The sequence below is a fragment of the Tamlana carrageenivorans genome (assembly GCF_002893765.1).
Classification (GTDB): domain Bacteria; phylum Bacteroidota; class Bacteroidia; order Flavobacteriales; family Flavobacteriaceae; genus Pseudotamlana; species Pseudotamlana carrageenivorans.
The window spans coordinates 1,214,622-1,234,769 of record NZ_CP025938.1; the positions used below are offsets into that span (position 1 = coordinate 1,214,622).

At 37.8% G+C, this 20,148-nt stretch carries 13 protein-coding genes; all 13 read right to left on the bottom strand.

Annotation, left to right across the window (positions count from 1 at the left end):
- Positions 1–19 precede the first annotated feature (19 nt).
- The gene (locus C1A40_RS05505) at positions 20–2,140 is read right to left on the bottom strand and encodes an ATP-binding protein (protein WP_102995022.1); all 2,121 of its coding nucleotides are present in this window, start codon (positions 2,138–2,140) and stop codon (positions 20–22) included.
- The gene (locus C1A40_RS05510; RefSeq protein WP_199287745.1) at positions 2,137–3,591 is read right to left on the bottom strand and encodes an SIR2 family protein; all 1,455 of its coding nucleotides are present in this window, start codon (positions 3,589–3,591) and stop codon (positions 2,137–2,139) included. The genes C1A40_RS05505 and C1A40_RS05510 overlap by 4 nt, the downstream gene beginning before the upstream one ends.
- A 47-nt stretch (positions 3,592–3,638) precedes the next feature.
- On the bottom strand, positions 3,639–6,773 hold the full coding sequence (locus tag C1A40_RS05515) for a type I restriction endonuclease subunit R (RefSeq protein WP_102995023.1): 3,135 nt from the start codon (positions 6,771–6,773) through the stop codon (positions 3,639–3,641).
- Positions 6,774–6,790: 17 nt separating this feature from the next.
- Positions 6,791–7,966 carry a restriction endonuclease subunit S gene (locus C1A40_RS05520; RefSeq protein ID WP_102995024.1) on the bottom strand — a complete coding sequence of 392 codons (1,176 nt, stop codon included), beginning with the start codon at positions 7,964–7,966 and terminating at the stop codon, positions 6,791–6,793.
- Position 7,967: 1 nt separating this feature from the next.
- Positions 7,968–10,553, bottom strand: coding sequence for a type I restriction-modification system subunit M (locus C1A40_RS05525; protein ID WP_102995025.1), 2,586 nt, complete (start codon positions 10,551–10,553; stop codon positions 7,968–7,970).
- A 2-nt stretch (positions 10,554–10,555) separates the two neighbouring features.
- The gene (locus tag C1A40_RS05530) at positions 10,556–11,893 is read right to left on the bottom strand and encodes a DNA recombination protein RmuC (protein ID WP_102995026.1); all 1,338 of its coding nucleotides are present in this window, start codon (positions 11,891–11,893) and stop codon (positions 10,556–10,558) included.
- Positions 11,894–12,031: 138 nt separating this feature from the next.
- The gene (locus C1A40_RS05535) at positions 12,032–12,994 is read right to left on the bottom strand and encodes a zonular occludens toxin domain-containing protein (protein ID WP_102995027.1); all 963 of its coding nucleotides are present in this window, start codon (positions 12,992–12,994) and stop codon (positions 12,032–12,034) included.
- Positions 12,975–13,847 (bottom strand): hypothetical protein, encoded by an 873-nt coding sequence (locus tag C1A40_RS05540; RefSeq protein ID WP_102995028.1) that lies wholly within the window; start codon positions 13,845–13,847, stop codon positions 12,975–12,977. Before C1A40_RS05540 ends, C1A40_RS05535 begins: the two co-directional genes overlap by 20 nt.
- Before the next feature lie 6 nt (positions 13,848–13,853).
- Positions 13,854–14,324, bottom strand: coding sequence for a hypothetical protein (locus C1A40_RS05545; RefSeq protein WP_102995029.1), 471 nt, complete (start codon positions 14,322–14,324; stop codon positions 13,854–13,856).
- Positions 14,325–14,327: 3 nt separating this feature from the next.
- Positions 14,328–14,954: a hypothetical protein gene (locus C1A40_RS05550; protein ID WP_102995030.1), complete on the bottom strand. Its 627-nt coding sequence runs from the start codon at positions 14,952–14,954 to the stop codon at positions 14,328–14,330.
- Between the two features lie 11 nt (positions 14,955–14,965).
- Positions 14,966–15,580 carry a hypothetical protein gene (locus C1A40_RS05555; protein ID WP_158651292.1) on the bottom strand — a complete coding sequence of 205 codons (615 nt, stop codon included), beginning with the start codon at positions 15,578–15,580 and terminating at the stop codon, positions 14,966–14,968.
- A gap of 77 nt (positions 15,581–15,657) precedes the next feature.
- A complete protein-coding gene (locus tag C1A40_RS05560; RefSeq protein WP_102995032.1) occupies positions 15,658–19,923 on the bottom strand; it encodes an SNF2-related protein in 4,266 nt (1,421 codons plus the stop codon).
- A gap of 3 nt (positions 19,924–19,926) precedes the next feature.
- Entirely contained in the window at positions 19,927–20,148 is a 222-nt protein-coding gene (locus C1A40_RS05565) for a hypothetical protein (RefSeq protein WP_102995033.1), read from the bottom strand.

A 20,148-nucleotide genomic window follows, 5' to 3' on the forward strand; every position in this document is an offset into this window, starting at 1 on the left:
TTATTGCTAAATATTTACTCTAAGAGTTTTCATCAGTGTTGTTTTTCATGTATTTTTCACCTTTTTCCCAAGCATTAGCTATCCCTTTATAATCAGGAAAGTGCTCATTACTTTCTGCCAACCAATTAGAAACAAATTCAGGGTTATTACTATTTGGTGTTGGAGAAGCATTGTTCATCTTAGCCTGTACAGGAGTCCGCACTGCATCTCCCATTACCACAACATGTTGTTGTGGAAGTATAGGTAATTGCTGGAGAATGTCTTCGTTAGCAGCAGAAACGAGCTGTCTAACATATTTTTGATCTTCAGGATTTTGAAGTCTATGAATAATAAACGAATTACATTGTGATAATACCGTTTTTGAAAGCTCTGAAGGTCTTTGACTGGAAACTAGCAATGAAATACCATACTTCCTTCCTTCTCTTGCAATTCGCTCAAAAACCTTCTTGGCTATTGATTCCCTATCATTTCTACTTTTTTCAGGAATGTAGTTCTGAGCCTCTTCGAGTACAATAACAATTGGAAGCTTGCCCCTTTGATCATCAGGCATTCGAGAAACAAACTCTAATATTAAACGTCCAACTAAACCGGTAATCGTTTCTAATACTTCAAACGGCAATAAAGACATATCAACTATTGAAAGCTGACTTGCTTTTGTAGTATCAAACTTTCCTTCATTTTCTTTGAAATATTTTGTGAATATATCCTTTTCTGAATTATTATAAATTTTGCAGAAGTCACCGAGAATAAATGAAATGAATTTTGCAAGAGCACTTGAAATTTCATCTGGATGATTTAGTATTAGAGGTTGTGAAATTCGTTCATCATTTAAATATGATTGCAATCTTAACTTTAATGTTGATACATACTCTCGAATTTTATTGCTCGAACTTTCCTGTTCTTCAATTGCCTGTTCAAAAAAGGAATCTATTAAATCTTTAAAATCAAATCGTATAGGTAAGTCAACATTTTGATCTTGACTACTTCTTCCTTCGTTTAGAATAGAATAATATTTCTCTAATTCTTTTTGAATGATTTCTTTATTATTCGTTAAATCGGCAGGATTAACTTTGTTGTACCCACTAGGTTTAATTTCTTGTAGCTTCTTTATAGCATTCACCATAGTAGTCATTTCAAAATTTGCTACCTCTAATGCTTCAAGAAGTTCAACATAATCATTGATCTTATAATTATCTACTTTCCAAAAGTTGTCTACATCATCGCAAAAATTAACTAGGGAATTTAACCAACTCAGATATGCTGGTGGGATTTCCTTGACTACAATTGCAAGCTGATTTCCTTTTGCAAGTGCGATAGCCCTTTTAAGTATAGGGGATTGAGTCCCTGCCGTAGGTTCAAAAAGGTAATCAAAATCGGCAAAATTCATAAACCAATAAGGCACCTTCATTCCATTTTTATCTATGTGAAATGGGTTCACCAATTCTAAATCTTTATATGGTTTTTCTTTTGTTCCTTGAAATGCTGATTTATACTCTCCATTAGTATCAAAAATTATGAAGTGAGCATTTTTTAGCTTGGTAAGCTTATCACCTTTTTTATAATCATAGCTAAACATACTTTGGATAATTGAAGCAACCGTGCATGATTTTCCGGATCCTGTATTCCCCAGTATAGCTGCGTGTTTTCCAAAGAACTTATCGGGGTTAATTTTAATCTTGTAATCAGAAAATGAAGGAGATGTTCCAATTGGCAAATAATAATCCTCTTGAAAATTTACGTTTACTGTATCCTTCTGATCAAAAATGTTGTTTAAATCAGTTTTAGTCACGTACCAAACGGGATTATCTAATATTGGATAATTGTAAACTCCTTGAATATACTTATTATCAGAATTGATGGTTCCAATCATCGTTGCAACTAAATACCGAGCAGAGTTAGTAAGGAAAATTGCATCCTTATCACTTCCTAATTCAGTTTCATCTATTGCTCTTACTCTAGTTACCATGGCAACTATTCGTTCAGAACCTATCGGAATTATGATGTATGAATTAATCCTAGCTACTTCATAAATATCTTCATAGCCACTTTTATATAGACTTTTCAAGTCTTCATCAAGCTTGATGAAGACTCTAAAACTATCAACAGAAATTACTCTTCCTATTTTTCGCTCATTAATCATTCCTTATCTTTTTTAGAATTATCGAAATAATCATTAAGTGTTTGAGCAACTTTCACCTTAGTATCAACACCATTGAAGTCAGGCATCAAGGTGTCTGCCAGAGTTAAGAAATCTCCAAAAAATGAACCTTGAAGAATAATAATCCGAGAATCATTTAAATCCTTTATTCTTTCAATATTTGGATTATTCTTTGTTCCATTAAAATCAACGATTATCAGAGTAAAGGTTGGGTTTGATAACGCCTGAAAAATAATGTCGTTGAAGTGATCATCAGCAAAAGCATACCCAACTGTAATAAGTACTGATTGAGATTGTGTTATTGTAGAAGCAAATTGTCTAAACAACTCTGAATATGGCAAATCCAATGTATAGGATTTTTTAATTGCTGTAGGATAAACTATTATTTCTCCTTTCTTGTCCAGTTTAGAAATTAGACGTAATGGCATTTCTTCAATGCCATACAAATTCGTTGCATCTCTTTTTTCAGAATTCACCCATGAAAGCGAACCATGAAGTTTAAAATACCGCACAACCTTTTCAATCCGTTGTACTTTACCAGAGGTAGTAGAACCTGGATAGAATATATCATATTCAAATGTTTCAGGCTTAAAAAATCGCTTATGAAACCCTGAAAACCCATCAATATAATGTACTCCTAATCTATCAAAAGCATACTCGAATGCTAAATCATAATTTGCAGTAAAAACATTAGCTCTTCTAAGATTTAAGGGTCTTTGAAGAAGTGACTTTATAAATTTTTCATGAAAAACATATTTATTGTTCCCTTTTAGGAATTCCCCGTGTTTTTGCTGTTGAGAATATTCACTATTGCTTTTCTTTTCAATCAGATAAGATGGGGTTTCTCTTTTTTCAATATCACATACTTCAAACAAGCCCTCTTTAATTGCAATAATCAACTCTTTTAATTGATCTGTTCTATCAGTAGCTTTGTCTTCATCTAGGACATAGTCTTTTGCAATTAGGTAGTTTAATACCCTTTCAAACTCAGTAGCAATTTCCTTCGACCCTGTATCTCTAAGAATATCGTCTTTAAGGATGTATGTCCAATTATTGGCTTCCGTTAAAATTTTATCGCCATCCTCATTGTCTGATATTTTGGAACTAGAGTCACTTAACCATTTAGCTTGAAGAGCTTTAATTGCATGAATAAACTCTTCATATAATCCTTCTATCTGATTAGCACCAGTTCCACTTTTATTTTTAATAAAATCTTCAACTTCAACTGGGAAATTTCTGATTGCAACAGCTCCTAAGTGAATTGAAGATCCTGAACCAAACAAGAAACTCACATTATCTAGTTCAAGATAATTTTTGAGCATTAACTTTACTTTATCAATTGCTTTTTGCTGATTGTTATCATCAGTCCATTCGGGGAGTTTATCAAGATTTCCGATGTAAATCCTATTATTTGCTGCTTCAAAAATTTCCATACCTAATTACTTTTTTAGTTCATTGCCAAGATTTTTTTCATCTTATACTATATTTCAAATCCTCCCTCAATTATAAACTGCTTTAATAGTCCTTGTGCTTTAATATTTACTTTACGTAGTGGAAGTTCAACACCCTCTAGTTTCTCGATATATTCCTTTGCTTTAGCTTTATCGATAGTCGCTTTCAACTTATCAAAACGTCCAAATTCGTTAAGATTCTTTTCTGTAACACCAGACTCAATCATTGCTCTAAGTTTTGACTCGTCAAGTCCGAGAGCTTCGGATATTTTATGGATTTGATCACTCTTGGCACTTGATTGATATTCAATCACATAGTCTTTGAATGATTTGCCTTCTACAATTTTGGCATCTCCACGTTGTACGTCTCTTAAGAAAATACCAGCGAACTTCTGTTCCTCTTGTGTTAGAGAAGCAAAGGTTTTATGTAGTTCATTTAATGTTTTTTGAAGTTCTTCTTTGTTTTGGTTTTCATCATTCAGAGATCGAAGATATTTTTCAAAGCGAGTATTCATGTAATCAGCATCTATCTTGTCTGTGTTGATTTCTGTCAAATAACCTTCTATCTCATACGGAACATCTGAACTACCGCCACCACCTCCAGTTTCGCTAAAAAGCTCTTTGTAACGCAATGCCAATATCAGGTAGGTATTCTCATTAATGGCTAATTCTATTACCTCCTTTTTATTTTCATCCTCTGTATCAAAGGAATATTTGAGCTTTTGCCATTTGAACCCTTGTAGCCGTGCTGCCTCTAGGTACAGGTTAAACTCTTTAAATAGTGAGGCGAATCTCCCTCTTTCGGATAAGTCCTCTGGTAACTTTTCAAAATTTTCAACTCTAGCGGTTTGATACAATTGAAAAATTTCATCAAATGTGTGATTCATCGCTTTTAAATTGAAGGGGAGTTTTTCAACAAAAAGACCTCTTACTCTGTCGCCAGAATATAGTTTTATCGCCCTCTTGATGTTTCTTTCCATTGTGTGAGGCTTGCGATAATATCTTATTGTACCATGTGGTTTTTCGTCATGGTTGAAAAGTCTGTTAGTTCGTGAAAATGCTTGTATGATATTTTCGTATTCTAGCACTTTGTCTAAATACAAAGTGTTCACCCATTTAGAATCAAACCCTGTCAGCATTTGATCAACAACTATTAAAATATCGAGCTTTTCTTCTGGAGTGTTAGCAATTCTTGCGTACGCCTTTTTGTGAGCTAATCTATCGGCAATGTCCTTTTTGAATTTAGCGTGTGTTGCTAGCTTAAAATCTTGATTAAATAGCTCGTTATACGCAGTAATGATGTCAACTAAACCTTCTTCTTTATACTCTGTATTTCCTTCATTATCAATGTGAGGATCAAAGAGTGCTGTAATTTTTAAATCTGGTTTTGCAATTCTGAAGCGGTGAAAATAATTAATGGCATCTGCAATACTGCTTGTAGCAAAAATGGCATGGAACTTACCATCATCACTCAATATCATCCAGTTATCAATAATGTCATTCACTACCTGCTCACAATGCTCATCTCTGTTGTATTGAGCTCTTGGCAAAAAGTCTTCAATTCCACTGATATATCTACCAGAAGCATCAAAGTCTCCAGCCATATTAACTTCCTTCATGTACTTGTTGAAGGTTTTCTTTTTGTTCGGGTCGGCAAGTGCCTCTTTTACACTTGATGCTTTAGCTTTTGAAAGAGCCACCGCTTCACGTAAATCCTTATCACGATAAGTCATTACTTTGTAAGGATCAAAACCTAATACATTACCATCTCTAATACCATCTGCTATGGTATATCTGTGTAGTTCATTTCCGAAAATATCAATTGTAGTATTTCCCTTTTTTTGATTTTCATCATCAATAGGTGTTCCCGTAAAACCAAAAAAGATTGCAGATGGGAAGGTATCTTTTACTGTTAAAAGCATATCCCCAAAAGTGGAGCGATGTGCCTCGTCAATAATGAACACAATCCTTTTGCTACTCATTATTTTAAGATCACGAGCATTCAACCCACCTTCGTCTTTGATGTTACTCATCTTTTGGATAGAGGTAACAATCAATACTTCGGATGCTTTATCGCTCTTTAGCTTCGAGATCAATACATCTGTGTTTTCTGTTCCTTGTACATCGTCTCCTTCATCTGCAAAACCTCGGTATTCGTTTAGCGATTGCGTACCTAGTTCTATCCTGTCCATTAAAAAGATGACTTTATCGGCATCTTTAGAATTGGCAATGAGCTGTGCCGATTTAAAACTGGTCATGGTTTTACCTGAACCCGTAGTATGCCAAATGTAACCACCTAAGGAATTTTTAGCCGACCAGTCATTTTTGGCTACTTTATCAGATATAGCATTTGCAGCATAGTATTGGTAGCTACGCATAACTTTAAGCACTCCATCTGTATCATCAGGTACTGTATAGAAGCCAATCAACTGGTGAGCCATTGGTATTGACAAGAATGATGAAGCTATATCCTGCCAGTTGTTGAGGGGTTCGTTGTTTACATCTGCCCAGTTGAAGTAAAAATCGGAATTAAATTTACCATCTGTACCTGCATTCGCAAAGTACTTCGTTTCTTCTGGCTCCATGGCCACAAACAGTTGCACCAAAGAAAATAAGCCTGTAAAAATGCCTTGTCTCGAGTATTTTTCGATTTGGTGGTATGCTTGTGATACAGGGACACCGCTTTTCTTCAACTCTATATGAATAAGTGGCATACCGTTGATGAGTAATATTAAGTCGCCTCGTCTATCATTTAGAATTTTTGATTTGCTCTTGAACTGTGGTTGCTGAACAATTTGGTACCTGCTTTGACCTGCTGCAATTTCGTGACGGTCGTATATTTTAAGGCTTATTTCTTTCCCGAAGTGGGCTTTATCGTCAAGGTTGTCTCTTTTAATTGACACAGATTTCCCATTGATAAACCCATTCAGCTTTAGTGGTGTTTTTAGCTCGGTGATTTGCTCTAAAATTTGATCCATCTCACCTTTAGTGAGTGGGAAATCATTTAGGCGGTCTATACCACGGTTATTTTCAAAAAGAATGTGTGCCCAGTTATCAATTAAATCTTGCTCTGTAGGGTATTTAATCACCTTGTTTTCCCAACCTTTTTGAGTTAAGGATTGGATAAGGGCTTCTTCAAATGCTGCTTCTGATGTAAAAGTCATAATCAATTAAAAGAGGGTTAGACAAACATCTTTTCTGAAAGGGATTGTTTGAAATTGTTGAGTTTTTGGAGTTGTTTGTTGTGATTAGTGATCAATGTGTCAAGATTCTTGAAATAGCAACCGATTTTCTCCTGTTCTTCAAATGACGGAACACGATAAACAACTTCACCATAACTACTGAAATAAACATGAGGTATAGTAGCACCTATTATATGTGAATTAAAATCTGTATTTAATAGGCAACACAGCAGAAAAATTAAGTCGATTTCCTTATTAGGTACAATTGCACCTAACGTGGCAATGAAACTTGTGTTTTTTGTAAGAACTCTCAAACGACCAACTCCAGAACCATCCTTGATAATAGTGAGATAATCTTCCGATAAAGGATCTTCATTAGTGTACCCAATTAAAGAGTTCGCATCATAAAGTTCGTACTTTCCTTTTGGTAATGCATCGCCTACTGTTAGTGAAGAAGACTGATAAGTTGCTATTTGATTTAACCTTGCCTCTTCCCAATCCCCCTTAAAACCTTTAAATCTAATTTCGGGAACAGATTGCCCTTCTTTAGGAAACATCTTTTCCAGCATAGATTTTTTAAGGGTAACCAGGCGATTGTGCTTCTTTTGGTGTATCTGTAATAAATTATCAATTTCAGCAATGAAACCACCTACTCGGTCTTGTTCATCACGACATGGTAATGATATAGGAGTGCCTTTTGCTTGTTCAACAGTGTAATGAGAAATTGTCCCTATATGAGTTATTTTCTCAACATAATTTCTAAATGTCTTTGTAGAAAAAAATTCATACAAGAATTGACCATTTATCTTGTTTCCATTCTTTAACCAAAGAAGATCAGCATCTTTAAAGTATAATGGATCATTACTTTTTATCAGGTAAGGAATGCCTATAGACCCGCCACCTGTTATTAAGAGATCATTCTTTTGAACTTTACCAATTTTATTTGATAGTTCATCATATAGCTCCTTAGAAATATAAGCCTTGGTATTCTCAGTTCCTTTGTGGTCTGATACAACGTCACTTGACCGAAAGAATGGTACTCCTGCCTTGGTCCACTCGTTTTTGTGAACTCTAGCAGCCGATGTGATATCAATAAGTTCTCCTAGTTGGTGTTCTTCCCAATCTTCTGTAAAGCCGGCAAAACGAAGCTCAGGACTTTTCTTTTTGTCTTCCATCTTAGTCTTCGCTTTTGAGTAGTTTTTTCAATTCGTTTAGCCCTTCCATGTCGTGCTTATTGCCATCCAATTCGCCAATCAATGAGGCAAGGGAATTCTCTGCTTTATTAATATCATTGGCTACATCAGAATAAGTAATGGCATAGCGTTCTGCTAAGGCTTGAACCTTATCTGTCAAAGTATCAACAATAGCCATAGGCATGTTGTAGAGGGCATCAACCAAAGGTTTCACCCATTTAAGCTCGAGCAATACATAAACTTGCTCGTCTTCTAATTGCTCTATGGTAGTTTTCGTCAAGTTGTGTAAAGCAGTATCTTCTTCTTTAATAGCTTTTTTAAGCTCCTTTTCCTCTGTAATGAGCTTCTCTGCTGCTAATATTTTAAACTCATAACTATCCGCCTCAAATGTCCCATTTTTCTTTTCTTCTTGTTTTAGTTCTTTGGCTAGTTTGGTTACTTGAGCATTTACAAAAGCATCTCCCGTTTCTTTAAAGGTGTCTTCTTCTTTTTCTTCTTCGCTAAAAGAATCAATCAGTTCTTCTAATTCAGCACCAATTTCCTCCAGTCTTCTTTCTTTAGCTCGCAGGCTTTGAAGCTCATCTTTAAGATAGGTTTCTTGAACCAACTCAAAAGGTAAAACACGACCAATCCAACCTTCTTGTATTTCTTGGTCTTTGCCGTCTTTCTTTTTAATAACCATATTAGGATCAACCACTTTAGTAGCTTCAAAACCTTCCGTTTGGATGATTTCCAAATCCACTTCCATTACTCCCCATTTATCATCCAATAACTGGTAAGCCTCATATTTGTCAATCAAAGGAATAGGCTCCAGTCTTTTAAAAATATCATTGCTCAATAGCGTTTCTTGTTTGGAAATGGAGAGTGTTAGCATATTGTCCAACAACTCTTTTTTAAGAAATTCACTAAACGAACTAAATGATTTATTGTATTGGCTAATAAACGTCTGAACACTTTCATGCTCATGAATAGCTGCATTTACATCATCTACTTTTAGCTCGCAATTAACTTCTGTTTTGTTTGAAAACAATGTTGATTTCAAACCGTCAAATGCTTTCCAATAATTATATAACTCATCAATTTCTTTAGTTGGAATGCCTCCAAACATAGAAGCATAAATATCCCAACTTTCAGGAGCAGCGGAAGAATCTACATAGCGAGGAATATTGAGGTTGTATGCGTTTTCACGAATTTCATCTCTTTCTACAACTCTAGAGTATTTAGGAATTGTTTTTCGTTGTACAACAGTATCTACTACTCGTTTAATATCGGAAGCTTGCAGCTTGTTGTTTTTACCTTCTTTAATGAAGTTTTTAGAAGCATCTACGATCAACACATCTGTGTTTTCTCGTTTTTGCTTTAGTATCATGATAACGGTAGGTATGCCTGTACCAAAGAAAACAGCAGGAGGCAATCCTATGATTGCATCAATGTTATTTTCCTCAATTAAGTTTTTCCGAATTGCACCTTCTTCACCACCACGGAAAAGTACCCCGTGAGGTAAGACTACTGCCATGATACCATTAGGTTTTATATGGTACAAATCATGCAAAAGGAAAGCATAATCTGCTTTTCCTTTGGGAGCTAGTCCATATCTGCGGTATCTTGCATCAGCATCTTTGTTTGCTGAATCCCATTTTTGAGAATATGGAGGATTAGAAACCACAGCATCCACATATAACGCATGGTAAGAATTGATTGGATCGTTTTCATCAAACATTGGCCAATCTTCTTCTAATGTATCACCGTTTCGGGTAAATATATTGTCAGGTTTGATACCTCGCATCACCAAATTCATTCTGGTGAGGTTGTATGTATTCTGCTTTAACTCCTGAGCATAAAACTTGATGTTGTTCTTGTTGTCCATATGTCGGGCAACACTATCACCTATATTAATAAGTAAGGAACCTGAGCCACTTGTAGGATCATAGATTTCAATTTCAGAACGATCTTTTAAGTGGTCAGCAATAATGTCAGACATCAAAACAGAAACTTCGTGAGGGGTGTAAAATTCACCCGCCTTTTTACCTGCATTGGCAGCGAACATCCCAATCAAATATTCATAGATGAATCCAAGCACATCATAGTCTTGTTTACCATGCATTGGAATATCTTGAATTAATTCCAATAGATCAGCTACTGCCTTGGTTTGTTTAGCTGCACTTTCACCAAGTTTGCTTAACCCTGTTTCAAGTGTGTTGAAAATTCCGTCAAACAGTTTTTTGTGTTTAACACTGATTTGCCTGTTAAATGCAGACAGTGCGTCACGTAAATTAGACACATCGAAATCCTTTCCTTTTTCGATCCAAGTACTAAACAGATTATCATAAGCAATGAAATAACCAAGGTTTCCTTTAAAGTGCTTTACAGTTTCCTCATCCTCTTCTTTGAGTTCTTTTAGGTCTTCTTTTTCCCAATCTTCTTTATATGCAAACTGGGTTTGTTTTTCAGACAAATACTTATAAAAAATTAAACCTAAGATGTAGTCTTTATATTCGTTAGCTTCGATCTTTGATCGCATTTGATTGGCAGAAGCCCAAATCTTAGCTGCTAATTGTTGTTTATTCATCGTTAATCTTGGTTTTCGTCTTCTTCAATTTCTATTGCTTCTCCCAACAAATCTGCACTTTCAGCAGATGGTAGTTCTTCTACTTTTTTCAATTTAGAGAGCATCATTTTGGTACGAGTACCTACCAATGCGTCTAACTCTTTATTGGCTTCGTTAATTTTTTTCTGTGCTTTTTCTAGTACACCGCCAAACTTTCCAAATTCTGTTTTTACTGCACCTAAAATTTGCCATACTTCGCTGCTTCGCTTTTGAATAGCCAAGGTTTTGAAGCCCATTTGTAAGCTGTTCAGCATAGCAGCCAAAGTTGTTGGTCCGGTAACAATAATTTTATATTCACGCTGTAATAATGCCACAACTTCAGGCTGGCGAACTACTTCGGCAAACAAGCCTTCAATTGGCAAAAACATTATACCAAAATCGGTAGTATTTGGTGGATCAATGTATTTGTCTCGAATATCTTTTGCAAACTTTTTAATGCTTTGCACCAAGGCTCGGTTGGCAGCATCTACACCGGCAGCATCGCCCTCATCATAAGCGGTTTGCAGTCGTACATAATCTTCTTGTGGGAACTTGGCATCAATAGGCAAGTAAACCTCTTTGCCATGGTCGTCTTTACCCGGTAGTTTAATCGCAAACTCCACATGGTCATTAGAACCTTGTTTGGTTTTTACATTGGCTTCGTATTGTTCGGGAGCCATGATTTGCTCCAAGATATTACCCAATTGGATTTCACCCAACACGCCACGGGTTTTTACATTGCTCAATACTTTTTTAAGATCACCTACGCCATTGGCTAGGTTTTGCATTTCACCCAGTCCTTTTTGCACCGCTTCTAATCGTTCACTTACTATTTTAAAGGATTGTCCTAGGCGTTCTTCCAATGTTTTGTGCAGCTTTTCATCTACTGTCTCACGCATTTTCTCCAACTTCAATTCGGTAGATTTCACCAACTCATCTTGTTTGGTCGCCATGGCATCAAACTTCTGCTTTTGCAGGTCGTTGAAGTCTTTTACGTTTTTACTAAATACATCACTAAAGCTTTTTAATGACTGGGTAAGCTCTTCACGATTATCCTTGGCGTTTTTATTTAGCCCTTCACTGATTTGCGTTAGTTTTTCTTCTAGTTTCTGTGTAAGCTTATCTAAGCCACCGGAAAGCTCTTCACGGTTTTCTTTTAAAGCAGCAGAAAGCTCAGTTCTGTTTTCTTTCAACTCGTTTTGCAACAGACCACGCATCGCTTCTATGATAGGCGTAGTATCATCTGTTTTACCGCTTTTGAGCAGTAAAATAACTAAAATAACTAGGCATAAAGCCGATAATATGATTGCAATAATTTCCATATATCCTGACATTTTTTGACAAAGGTCTGTAAACAAGTTGTCAAACAACGTCAAAATAGAAAATATATACGGAATTATATGTAAAAAAGCTGTAAAAGTTTGTCTTTGTGGAAAGAATTCTCTAAGGAAAAGATTCACTTAGGATGCAAAAGGCGAATTCGGTCCAGTTTCGTGGTGGCGTAGGTACTCGGTAATAAGTTTTACGGTAGCTGCCGAACGGTTTTTGTACAAGGGCTTATCCTGATGATCTCTTTCTTGAAGCATCATGCGGATTTTGCGTTGGTCTTCGGTGTCAATAAATTTCTTGCAGGAACGTATGAAAGCATCACGGCTGCAACCTCGTATTTTGAGCCTTCGCATATCTACATACACAAAGAAGCTTCTGCGTTTTTTGTATTCGTCTTTACTGATGCTACCATCAGCAAAGGCATTGTTGGCAAGGTTGTATTGTTCATCTACAATGTAAGTCGCAATTCGCACTAAAAAGTAGTTGGGGATTCGGCTTTCATACCTCGACACATCATCCACCTGATGGTGCAAACGGAGCCATGTACAGTTTTGCCATTCGGTAGTGGTAATTTTCGCAATGGACTGGTGACTAATCATAATATCCAGTCCATTATGGCGGTTGGTGGTGAGCAAACCAACTACGGTTTGACCTTTTGCACCTACCATGTATTTATCCAAATCTTCCAATACTAATAAGCCATTTTTGAATTGGTTTACCATGCGTTGTACTACTTCACGCTTTTCCTCAATACTCATGTTTTGTCCGCTTTTGGCTATTGGTCGGATCCTACGAGCTTGCACCTTGGTTAAGGCTTTGATATGAAAAGGGCTTACCGTTGGAAACATCGGATAATCGTCATCATTCACATCAAAAGCCAATACCTTTCTGCCTTTACGTCCGGTAGAGGCATCATCTTTCATGTAGTGGCGTATTTCGGTAACATTACGATAGGTTTTACCTACACCGGTTTCACCACAAACGAGTACCAACATGGGTTGGCGTTCCAAGTCCTCTTTAGAATAAGTAATAGGCTTTCTGCCTCTGTTCGATTTCTTTTGTTCTATGTCTTGATTAGTCGTTTCCTTCTTCATCCTGTGCTACTTCTAATACGGTATTTTCTTCTTTTTTCCCGAAAGTAGATTCACTACTTTCTCCTCTAAATCTCATATCCTCGGTTTCTTCCTCTTCCATGGTAGGCTCATAAGCCGGTTCGGGCATGGCATTGGCTTTTTCTTCTCGAATAATTTCCAGTATGCGATCAAGCAGAATTTCATTTTCGGCTCGTATTTCCATTACCACTTGGGCTTTCTTCATGAGGATAGAGAGTACCGCACCCAATAATTGCTGTTCGGGAGTGAGCTTTTTGGCTTTCTTTTTTAGAATAGCAATAAGTAGTGGTCGAAGCAGGATTTTATCTTCTTCATCGAGCTTGATACGTTTGACGTTTTTAGCATTCTGCTCATCAAGAACCTGAACAATCTCTTCAAAATCGTAGAAGTCTTTGTGCTTTTTGATTTTTACAAAAAAGCCACTTCCCACGGCAAGCACATTGTCGGTCATACCCAGTAAGGTATCCGCAGCTTGCTTGGCATGTCCGGTTGGGAGTTCAAATTCTTCTCCGTCTAGCTCATCCAAACCGTCTTCACCTTCCTCATAAGAGCCAATTTCCTGTTCGGGAGCATCGTAGATGTTTTGGTCAAAGTCATCGTTTATGGATGGTTCTTTTTCCGCTTCATCTTCATTACCATCATCTTCCTGCTCATTTTTTTCTTCTATCGGTTCTGCTTCCTGTTTAGGAGTAACTACCTTTTTGCCATGACCGATTTCATCTTCCACAACCGGTTGGTTAAGCGGACTGTTATTCTCGTCCGGAATCTCTTCAAAAGCCACGTTTTCGGCTCCTGAATTCAATACTTGTTCTACTTCTGAATGAATATCCTTCATGGCTGTTTACAGTTTTGATATAAATTGAATGCTTCGCTCTTCCAATTGGTCGTACAACTGAATGAAGGGCTTGTAATAGTGTGGAATCGTCAAGCGTTCATCTACTTTTTGTTTGTAGTAAATGATGTTGCGTTTTCCTGTTCCAAACACCTGGGCAACTTTGGCGTAGCTGTATGAGGTGTATTTGTGGTACAAATGATAACATGCCATGCGAGCTTCCCGGTACTCGTTAGTGGTGTTGGTATGAAAATCTTCTTCCTTCAAATCAAACAAGGCAATTGCCTCATTAGTCAGGAAGGTAAGCAGCAAAGGAGCATTGTTTTTTACTGGTTCAAACTGGGCTTTCTCCACAAAGCTGCGAAGCAATACTACCGTTTTTTGCAAACCGATTTTACCCACCACCATGTCGATATGGTATTGTAAATCTTCATAATCCGAACGCATGGTTTTGCCATGGATAGTGCTTGTTTCTTCCATAGGCTAGCGTTTAATGGTGTAGGTATAAGAGAACATGGCTTTGTACAGGGAATATTTACCTACTTTGACTTTGGAAGCTTCCAAAGGCGTTTTGAATCCCATTTTCTGTAAATCGGTTCGGGCAATTTCTCTTTTCCCTTTAGCATACAACTGATCCAAAATGGCTTCATCAGAATTTGCCTTACCATTTGTTTTGGGAGTTTTGTACTCAACAGCAAAAACCTCATAAGCTTCTACATCGGATAAGTCTTCAATTACTCCTTCGGTTTCTTCATCGGTATTTAGTCCAAATACTTCCTGATTTTTATTGAACAGGGCTTTGGCTTCTTTTTTAGAAACAATCTTCCAAGTGAAGCCATCACTAAAACTGTACAAGCTGCCCGGTTGCAGTTCGTCTTGTTCTTCATTGTTTTCCAATTGGTCTTCAAACTCTTCGTAAAGGTCTTCTTCCAATTCCATAGAGAGATGGTCGAGCTTCTTAGCCAAACGATCATGGTCATCGTCCATGGCATGTTCCAAATCTTCTTGCAGCTCCTCAAATCCTTTGATTCGCTTTTGCAATTGCTTAGGTAATTGCTCTGTTTTTAGCTTGTTTTCGGCAAGGAATACCTGATGCGGATATTTTTTCATGTTCAAATGTTTTATGCGGTTTGTTCTGCTTTTTCTTTGAGTTCACTAAATTTTTCATGCAATTCATCTTCAATAGGCTTAATCTTGTTCATGCCCCAAATGCGTTTGAGATCGCCTAAGAATTTCTGCACGGCTTTTTCGGTTTGCTCTACCTTGTTTGGATCCTCTTTGATTGCCTTGGGCATCATATTGGCTATCTTTTTCATGTTATCCTTTAGCTTGGTAGTAAGCTTTCGTTTCACCGGCTTTTTGATTTCACCCGAAGCCATTTTTTGCTTTCGTTCATCACGTAGTTTTCTTCGGCATTCAGCGAGGTAGTCCATGGTTTTTTCCGACTTCTCTAAAATCTTTTTGGATTGAGCTTTTTTGAGCTGCTTTTTTTGTTGCTGCTCTGCCTTATCGCTTAGTTCGTCTTTTAGAGTAGAAATATCTTCTTTGAGCAATTCAATGGCGGTTTCGCCAATTTGCTCTGCCATGTCCTTCATGGTCTTATCGTCCGGAAATTCTTTTAAGCCTTCCAGTGTTTCATCGTAAATGCTCAAAGCCTCCAGGGAGCGTTCGCTCAATACCTTTTTGGCTACACCTTCTTTTTCGAGCAATTTGTATGGATCATTATTCGCTTTCATAATTGTTTTTTTAAGGAGTTCATCAGTTCGATTCTCTCGGGTTTTTATCATCGCTTGTATTATTAGTTGTTAATGAATTATGCAGCCTTTTTTAGGGCTTTGATGCGTTGCAGGCGTTCTTGCATTTGCTTGAAAGCACCACGTAGTTTCCGGATTTTATCGAGCTTATCGGCTGAACTTTCCAATACTTCACCTTTCTTGGCTCTTTTGGTATCGGTTGCTTTTGCCGATTCACCACCATAGACCATCAGCTCAGTAAGTACCTTACCATTGAGAGAAGCAAACTCTTCCACACGCTCGGCAACCGACTTGGGTTTATAGCCTTTTTGTTCTCGGTCTTTGATGATTTCTTCTGCCTTTTGGCTTACCGCTTCGGTTCCGGTTCGTTCTTCCAGAATGCGTTGCTTTTCCTCAATTTCTGTATTGATTCTACCGTTTACCTGCTCAAAATCAAAATTGATGTCGTAGCCTTTGGGCTCCAGTACTTGTTCCAATCCACGCTTTAAAGTGGCATTGGCTTTTCGCACCGTATCATAGATGTTTTGATCTCGATAAGTGGTTTGAGTGGTTTCATCCTCCAAATAATCCTTATAGATTTTTAGCACCGTTTCAATGCTTCGAGCTTGCACTTTTATCGGATTACCATCTTTATCAGTAGTTTTTTGAGGCTTGTAGCGTTCAACCGCCTGATTGACGTGTTCAATATTGCTATTGAAATTATCACGAGCCGACTTTATATCGGTGAGTACATTTTGCTGATTTTTTAGGCTATTAATTTCATCCTGTATCTGCTCACGCTCTTCCATAAGTAGCAATTCAGCCAAAGCTTTAGGATCGGTTACCAATCCCATTTTCAATTCAGAAGGATTGAACTCTTCCAAGTTCAGGGCATTGGTTTTTCCGGCTCTGTACCATATCTCATTGATACGGCTTGTTTTCTCTTCCAACTTCTGAAAGATGAAGGTATCCACGCTGTCTTCCATGAGCGGATTGACAATTCGCACATTGGCATAACGGTTTCCAAATCGCCAAATACGACCTTCGAGCTGTTTTACATCCGTAGGGTTCCAATCGAGCCAACAATTGTAAAGTGTAGTAGCTTTATTCTGTAAATTGATACCTTCCTTAATAGTCGCACTTCCAATCAATACTTTGATGGTTCCTGCCAAAAACTTCTCTTTGATGCCTTCCTTTTTTGCAGCACTCAATCCACTTTTGATAATGCCTACTTCGCTATCCTTGAAACCTATTTTCTTAATCAGGTATTCACGAATCAGTGGAAAGAAACTTACTCCGGCATTCATATAGATTACCTGTCCGCTAATTTCTTCGCCATTTTGTTCATGGAAGCGTTTTACACTTTTGATGCACTCCATCACATATTTCAGCTTAGGAGAAGAATCCACGTATTGCTCATAACTCGGATTTTTATCCGGATTACAAGCATAGAGGTATGGACTTAACGCCAACTGTCTTGCAAAGGAAAGTCCACGCAATATTCTTGCTCCTTCTTCTTCATCAGCCGACATGTTGCTTTCATCAATAGCATCGCCTTTGGAAACATCCTCGCTTTCCTCTTCCATACCCATTGGGTTTACACAGAAATTGGTGAGGCTTGTTCTTCCTGTTACATACAGTTCAACATCCTGCATAAATCCTCTTTGCGTTGGCGTAAGTGGTAAATTGGTGCTGATTTGCTCTTCGGATGAAAGGGCAATAACCTGGTCGCCTTCACGCTTGTTTACCATAGGCAACACAATCTTGTTCGGACGTTGGATATTGGCATCTTCACCGGTTTTGTAAGTGATGAATTTGAAAATGAGGGATTGCAAAGCAATGAGGTTGGCAAATCCCATAATGATTTCCTTTCGCTCCGGTTTTAACTTGGCATTGATTACCAATTCTAAACTGGTTTTGATGTAGGTATCAAAAAACTCCTTGATGTTTTTTACCCCTGATTTTTCCAATTGCTGATAACCAATCAAAGCAAGCATAGAATAAATCTCTAACGGTGAATTGGTAAATGGCGTAGCGGTTAATAGCAGTACGTTTCTCATTTTGTTGTTTCTGAGAATGTACTGGCTAATCATAAAGCCACGCAAAGCCGTCATGGATGGCTGTCCGGATTTGATTTCATACGGAGCTCGTTCTCGTTTGCCACTTCCTTGTTGCTCACCTTTTACCTGAGTAAAAGACTTTTTCATAGCATGAGCTTCATCCACTACCATGTAGTCAAAACCAAGCTCTTCGATGTTTGCTGTTCCACCTTTCACACCACGTCCCATCATCTCTTCAATCTTCTCAAAGAGCTTTACTTTTTCACGTTCTTCCTCGGTTCCTTGATTGAGAATATCAAAAAGCTCATTCCCAATAGTGTCCCAAGTATCATCATTAAAAGCTAATCGGTTAAAACCTTCATAAGTGAGTACCGAAATAGAATATTCAGGAACAGGTTGCACCGTTCCGTTTTCATCCATTAATGGTTCTAAATAATCTCGACCAAGGTTGTAGAGATCCATCACCTGATATTGAGGCAATACTCCAGTCAGGGTTACTTGCCCTTTTTCTACCACACCACGTAATTCTGATAGCCAGTTTTTATAGGTTTGGTTGGGAACCACAATAAATGGACGTTTACATTGTCCGCTTTCCAAGGCTTGTGCAAGGGATAAAATAGCAGTCATGGTTTTACCCACACCCACATCATAGGCAATACAGCCGGAGCCATGCACACTGATAAATCCAATTCCTTCTCTTTGAGCCGGACGGATAAATAGTGGTTTATTTTTGAAAGTAGCCGAACAAGTAAAGGCTACCGGAATTTTGAAATAGTTGATTTCTACATAGCCATTGTAACGCTCGTTCCATAGTTGCTCAATCTTTAACTGGTCTTCACGAGTAAGTCCTTTTGCCAAAAACTCCACAAAGAAAGTATCACCTTCCTGTTTGGCATTTTGACGAATACGCAGCTTTTCTTCTTTATCGTAATGCCTTGGCGGTGTTCTGCCATCTATGTAGTAAGAAATAATATCCCAGGCGGTGGATTTCTTAAATTCATCTTTGGGTTGATTACGGAGCCATTGTTTAAAGGCATCAGATAAATCCGTTGTGCCTTCTTGCCATTTCCCTGTGGTGGAATTGTACTCTGTAAAAGCGGTTCCATCGGTTAATGCTCCTACACGAATCTCTTTACCAAAAGAAGAAGTAGGCTTGATAAACAAGCGGTTTTCTTTTCTTGGATCGGTTAGGGTAAGTTTTGGTGGTTTAACCGCTTCTAGTCCTTTCCATTGGCGGTTATATTGCTCTTCACCAAAGCTTTGAATGATGGTTTCCTTTTCACGCAGCAATACCGATTGACGTTTGTAGATGTTTTCGGCATAATAGAGCACGCTTGGCATATAGTCGCCATTGTAGTAACAAACTACTCCGGATTTAAGCCATTTATCCAGTTGTTTACCCACTTCGTTTAAGGGAACCACATATTTTGACCAACCGTTTTTCTTAGCCAAAACCACCGTTTCATCATTGTAGCCGTTGGTTTTGCGTTTGTACCAAACCCACGCTCTAATCTCATCTTCGGTAAGTCCTTTGTTGTATTGCTGCATGATGTCATCAAAGGAGAAATTATCCTTTGCAACCAACATGGGAGCATCCGGATTGATGGCTTTTTGCAGTTCCTTTTCCGCTCGTTCTTTTTTGGTTTTTTGAACGACTTGCTCAATGTTTTCTTTATACACTTTGTCCTTTACCAAATGCTCCACATCGTCTTTGATGTTGGATTCAAGAGCTTCCACATGTTTTACCGGAACATCTACCGAAGGCACGTCAATTCCTGCAATTACATCGTCCATAGAGCCTTTAACCTTTGTGGTTGGCTTTCCAAATCGGTCGGTTGTTTCGTATTGCTCGCCCAATATTTTAGTAGGGTTTTGCTCAAACCAAGCATCACCCATCAATAAATTAGGTTGCTCTGTTTGGCTTATGGATTCAGTTTCTTTCACCGTTTCCAGTTCTTGTATTTCGGCTTTGAGCCATGGATAATCCTGTAATACTTCTTCGGGAATTTCCTTGCCTGCTTTTATCGCCTCGGTAATCAGGTATTCATGCTGTTTACCGTCTGCATGATTCAATACCATTGGGCTACCGGTTTTTTCAATCGCCTTGATTTGTTGGTATTCAGTTTTTCGCATTTCCCATGCGTACTCAGCAGAAGTAATGTCGTTCGGACCAATAAAGCCTCGTTCTTCTAGTAGTGGATCCATGCTCTTTTGTTTTTTGAGTTCTTCTAATCGTTTGTTTGCCTCTCGTGCGATTTGGGCAAAGCCTTTATATCCTTGTGCCATGCCTTATGCGTTTTGATGAGCTAATTCCTGTTCAATGAGTGCGATGGCAGAGCCAATAGGCATACCTTCTTTAGCTACATAGCGAATAATCATTTCCTCAATTCGGGCATAGCCTTTTGGAGTGCTTTGCATTTCACACACGTATTGCCATTTATTGGAATCGCATTCCTGTAATTCCAATTGGATTAATTTTTTCAGTTCTTGTATAGATGAATTTTTTGCCAT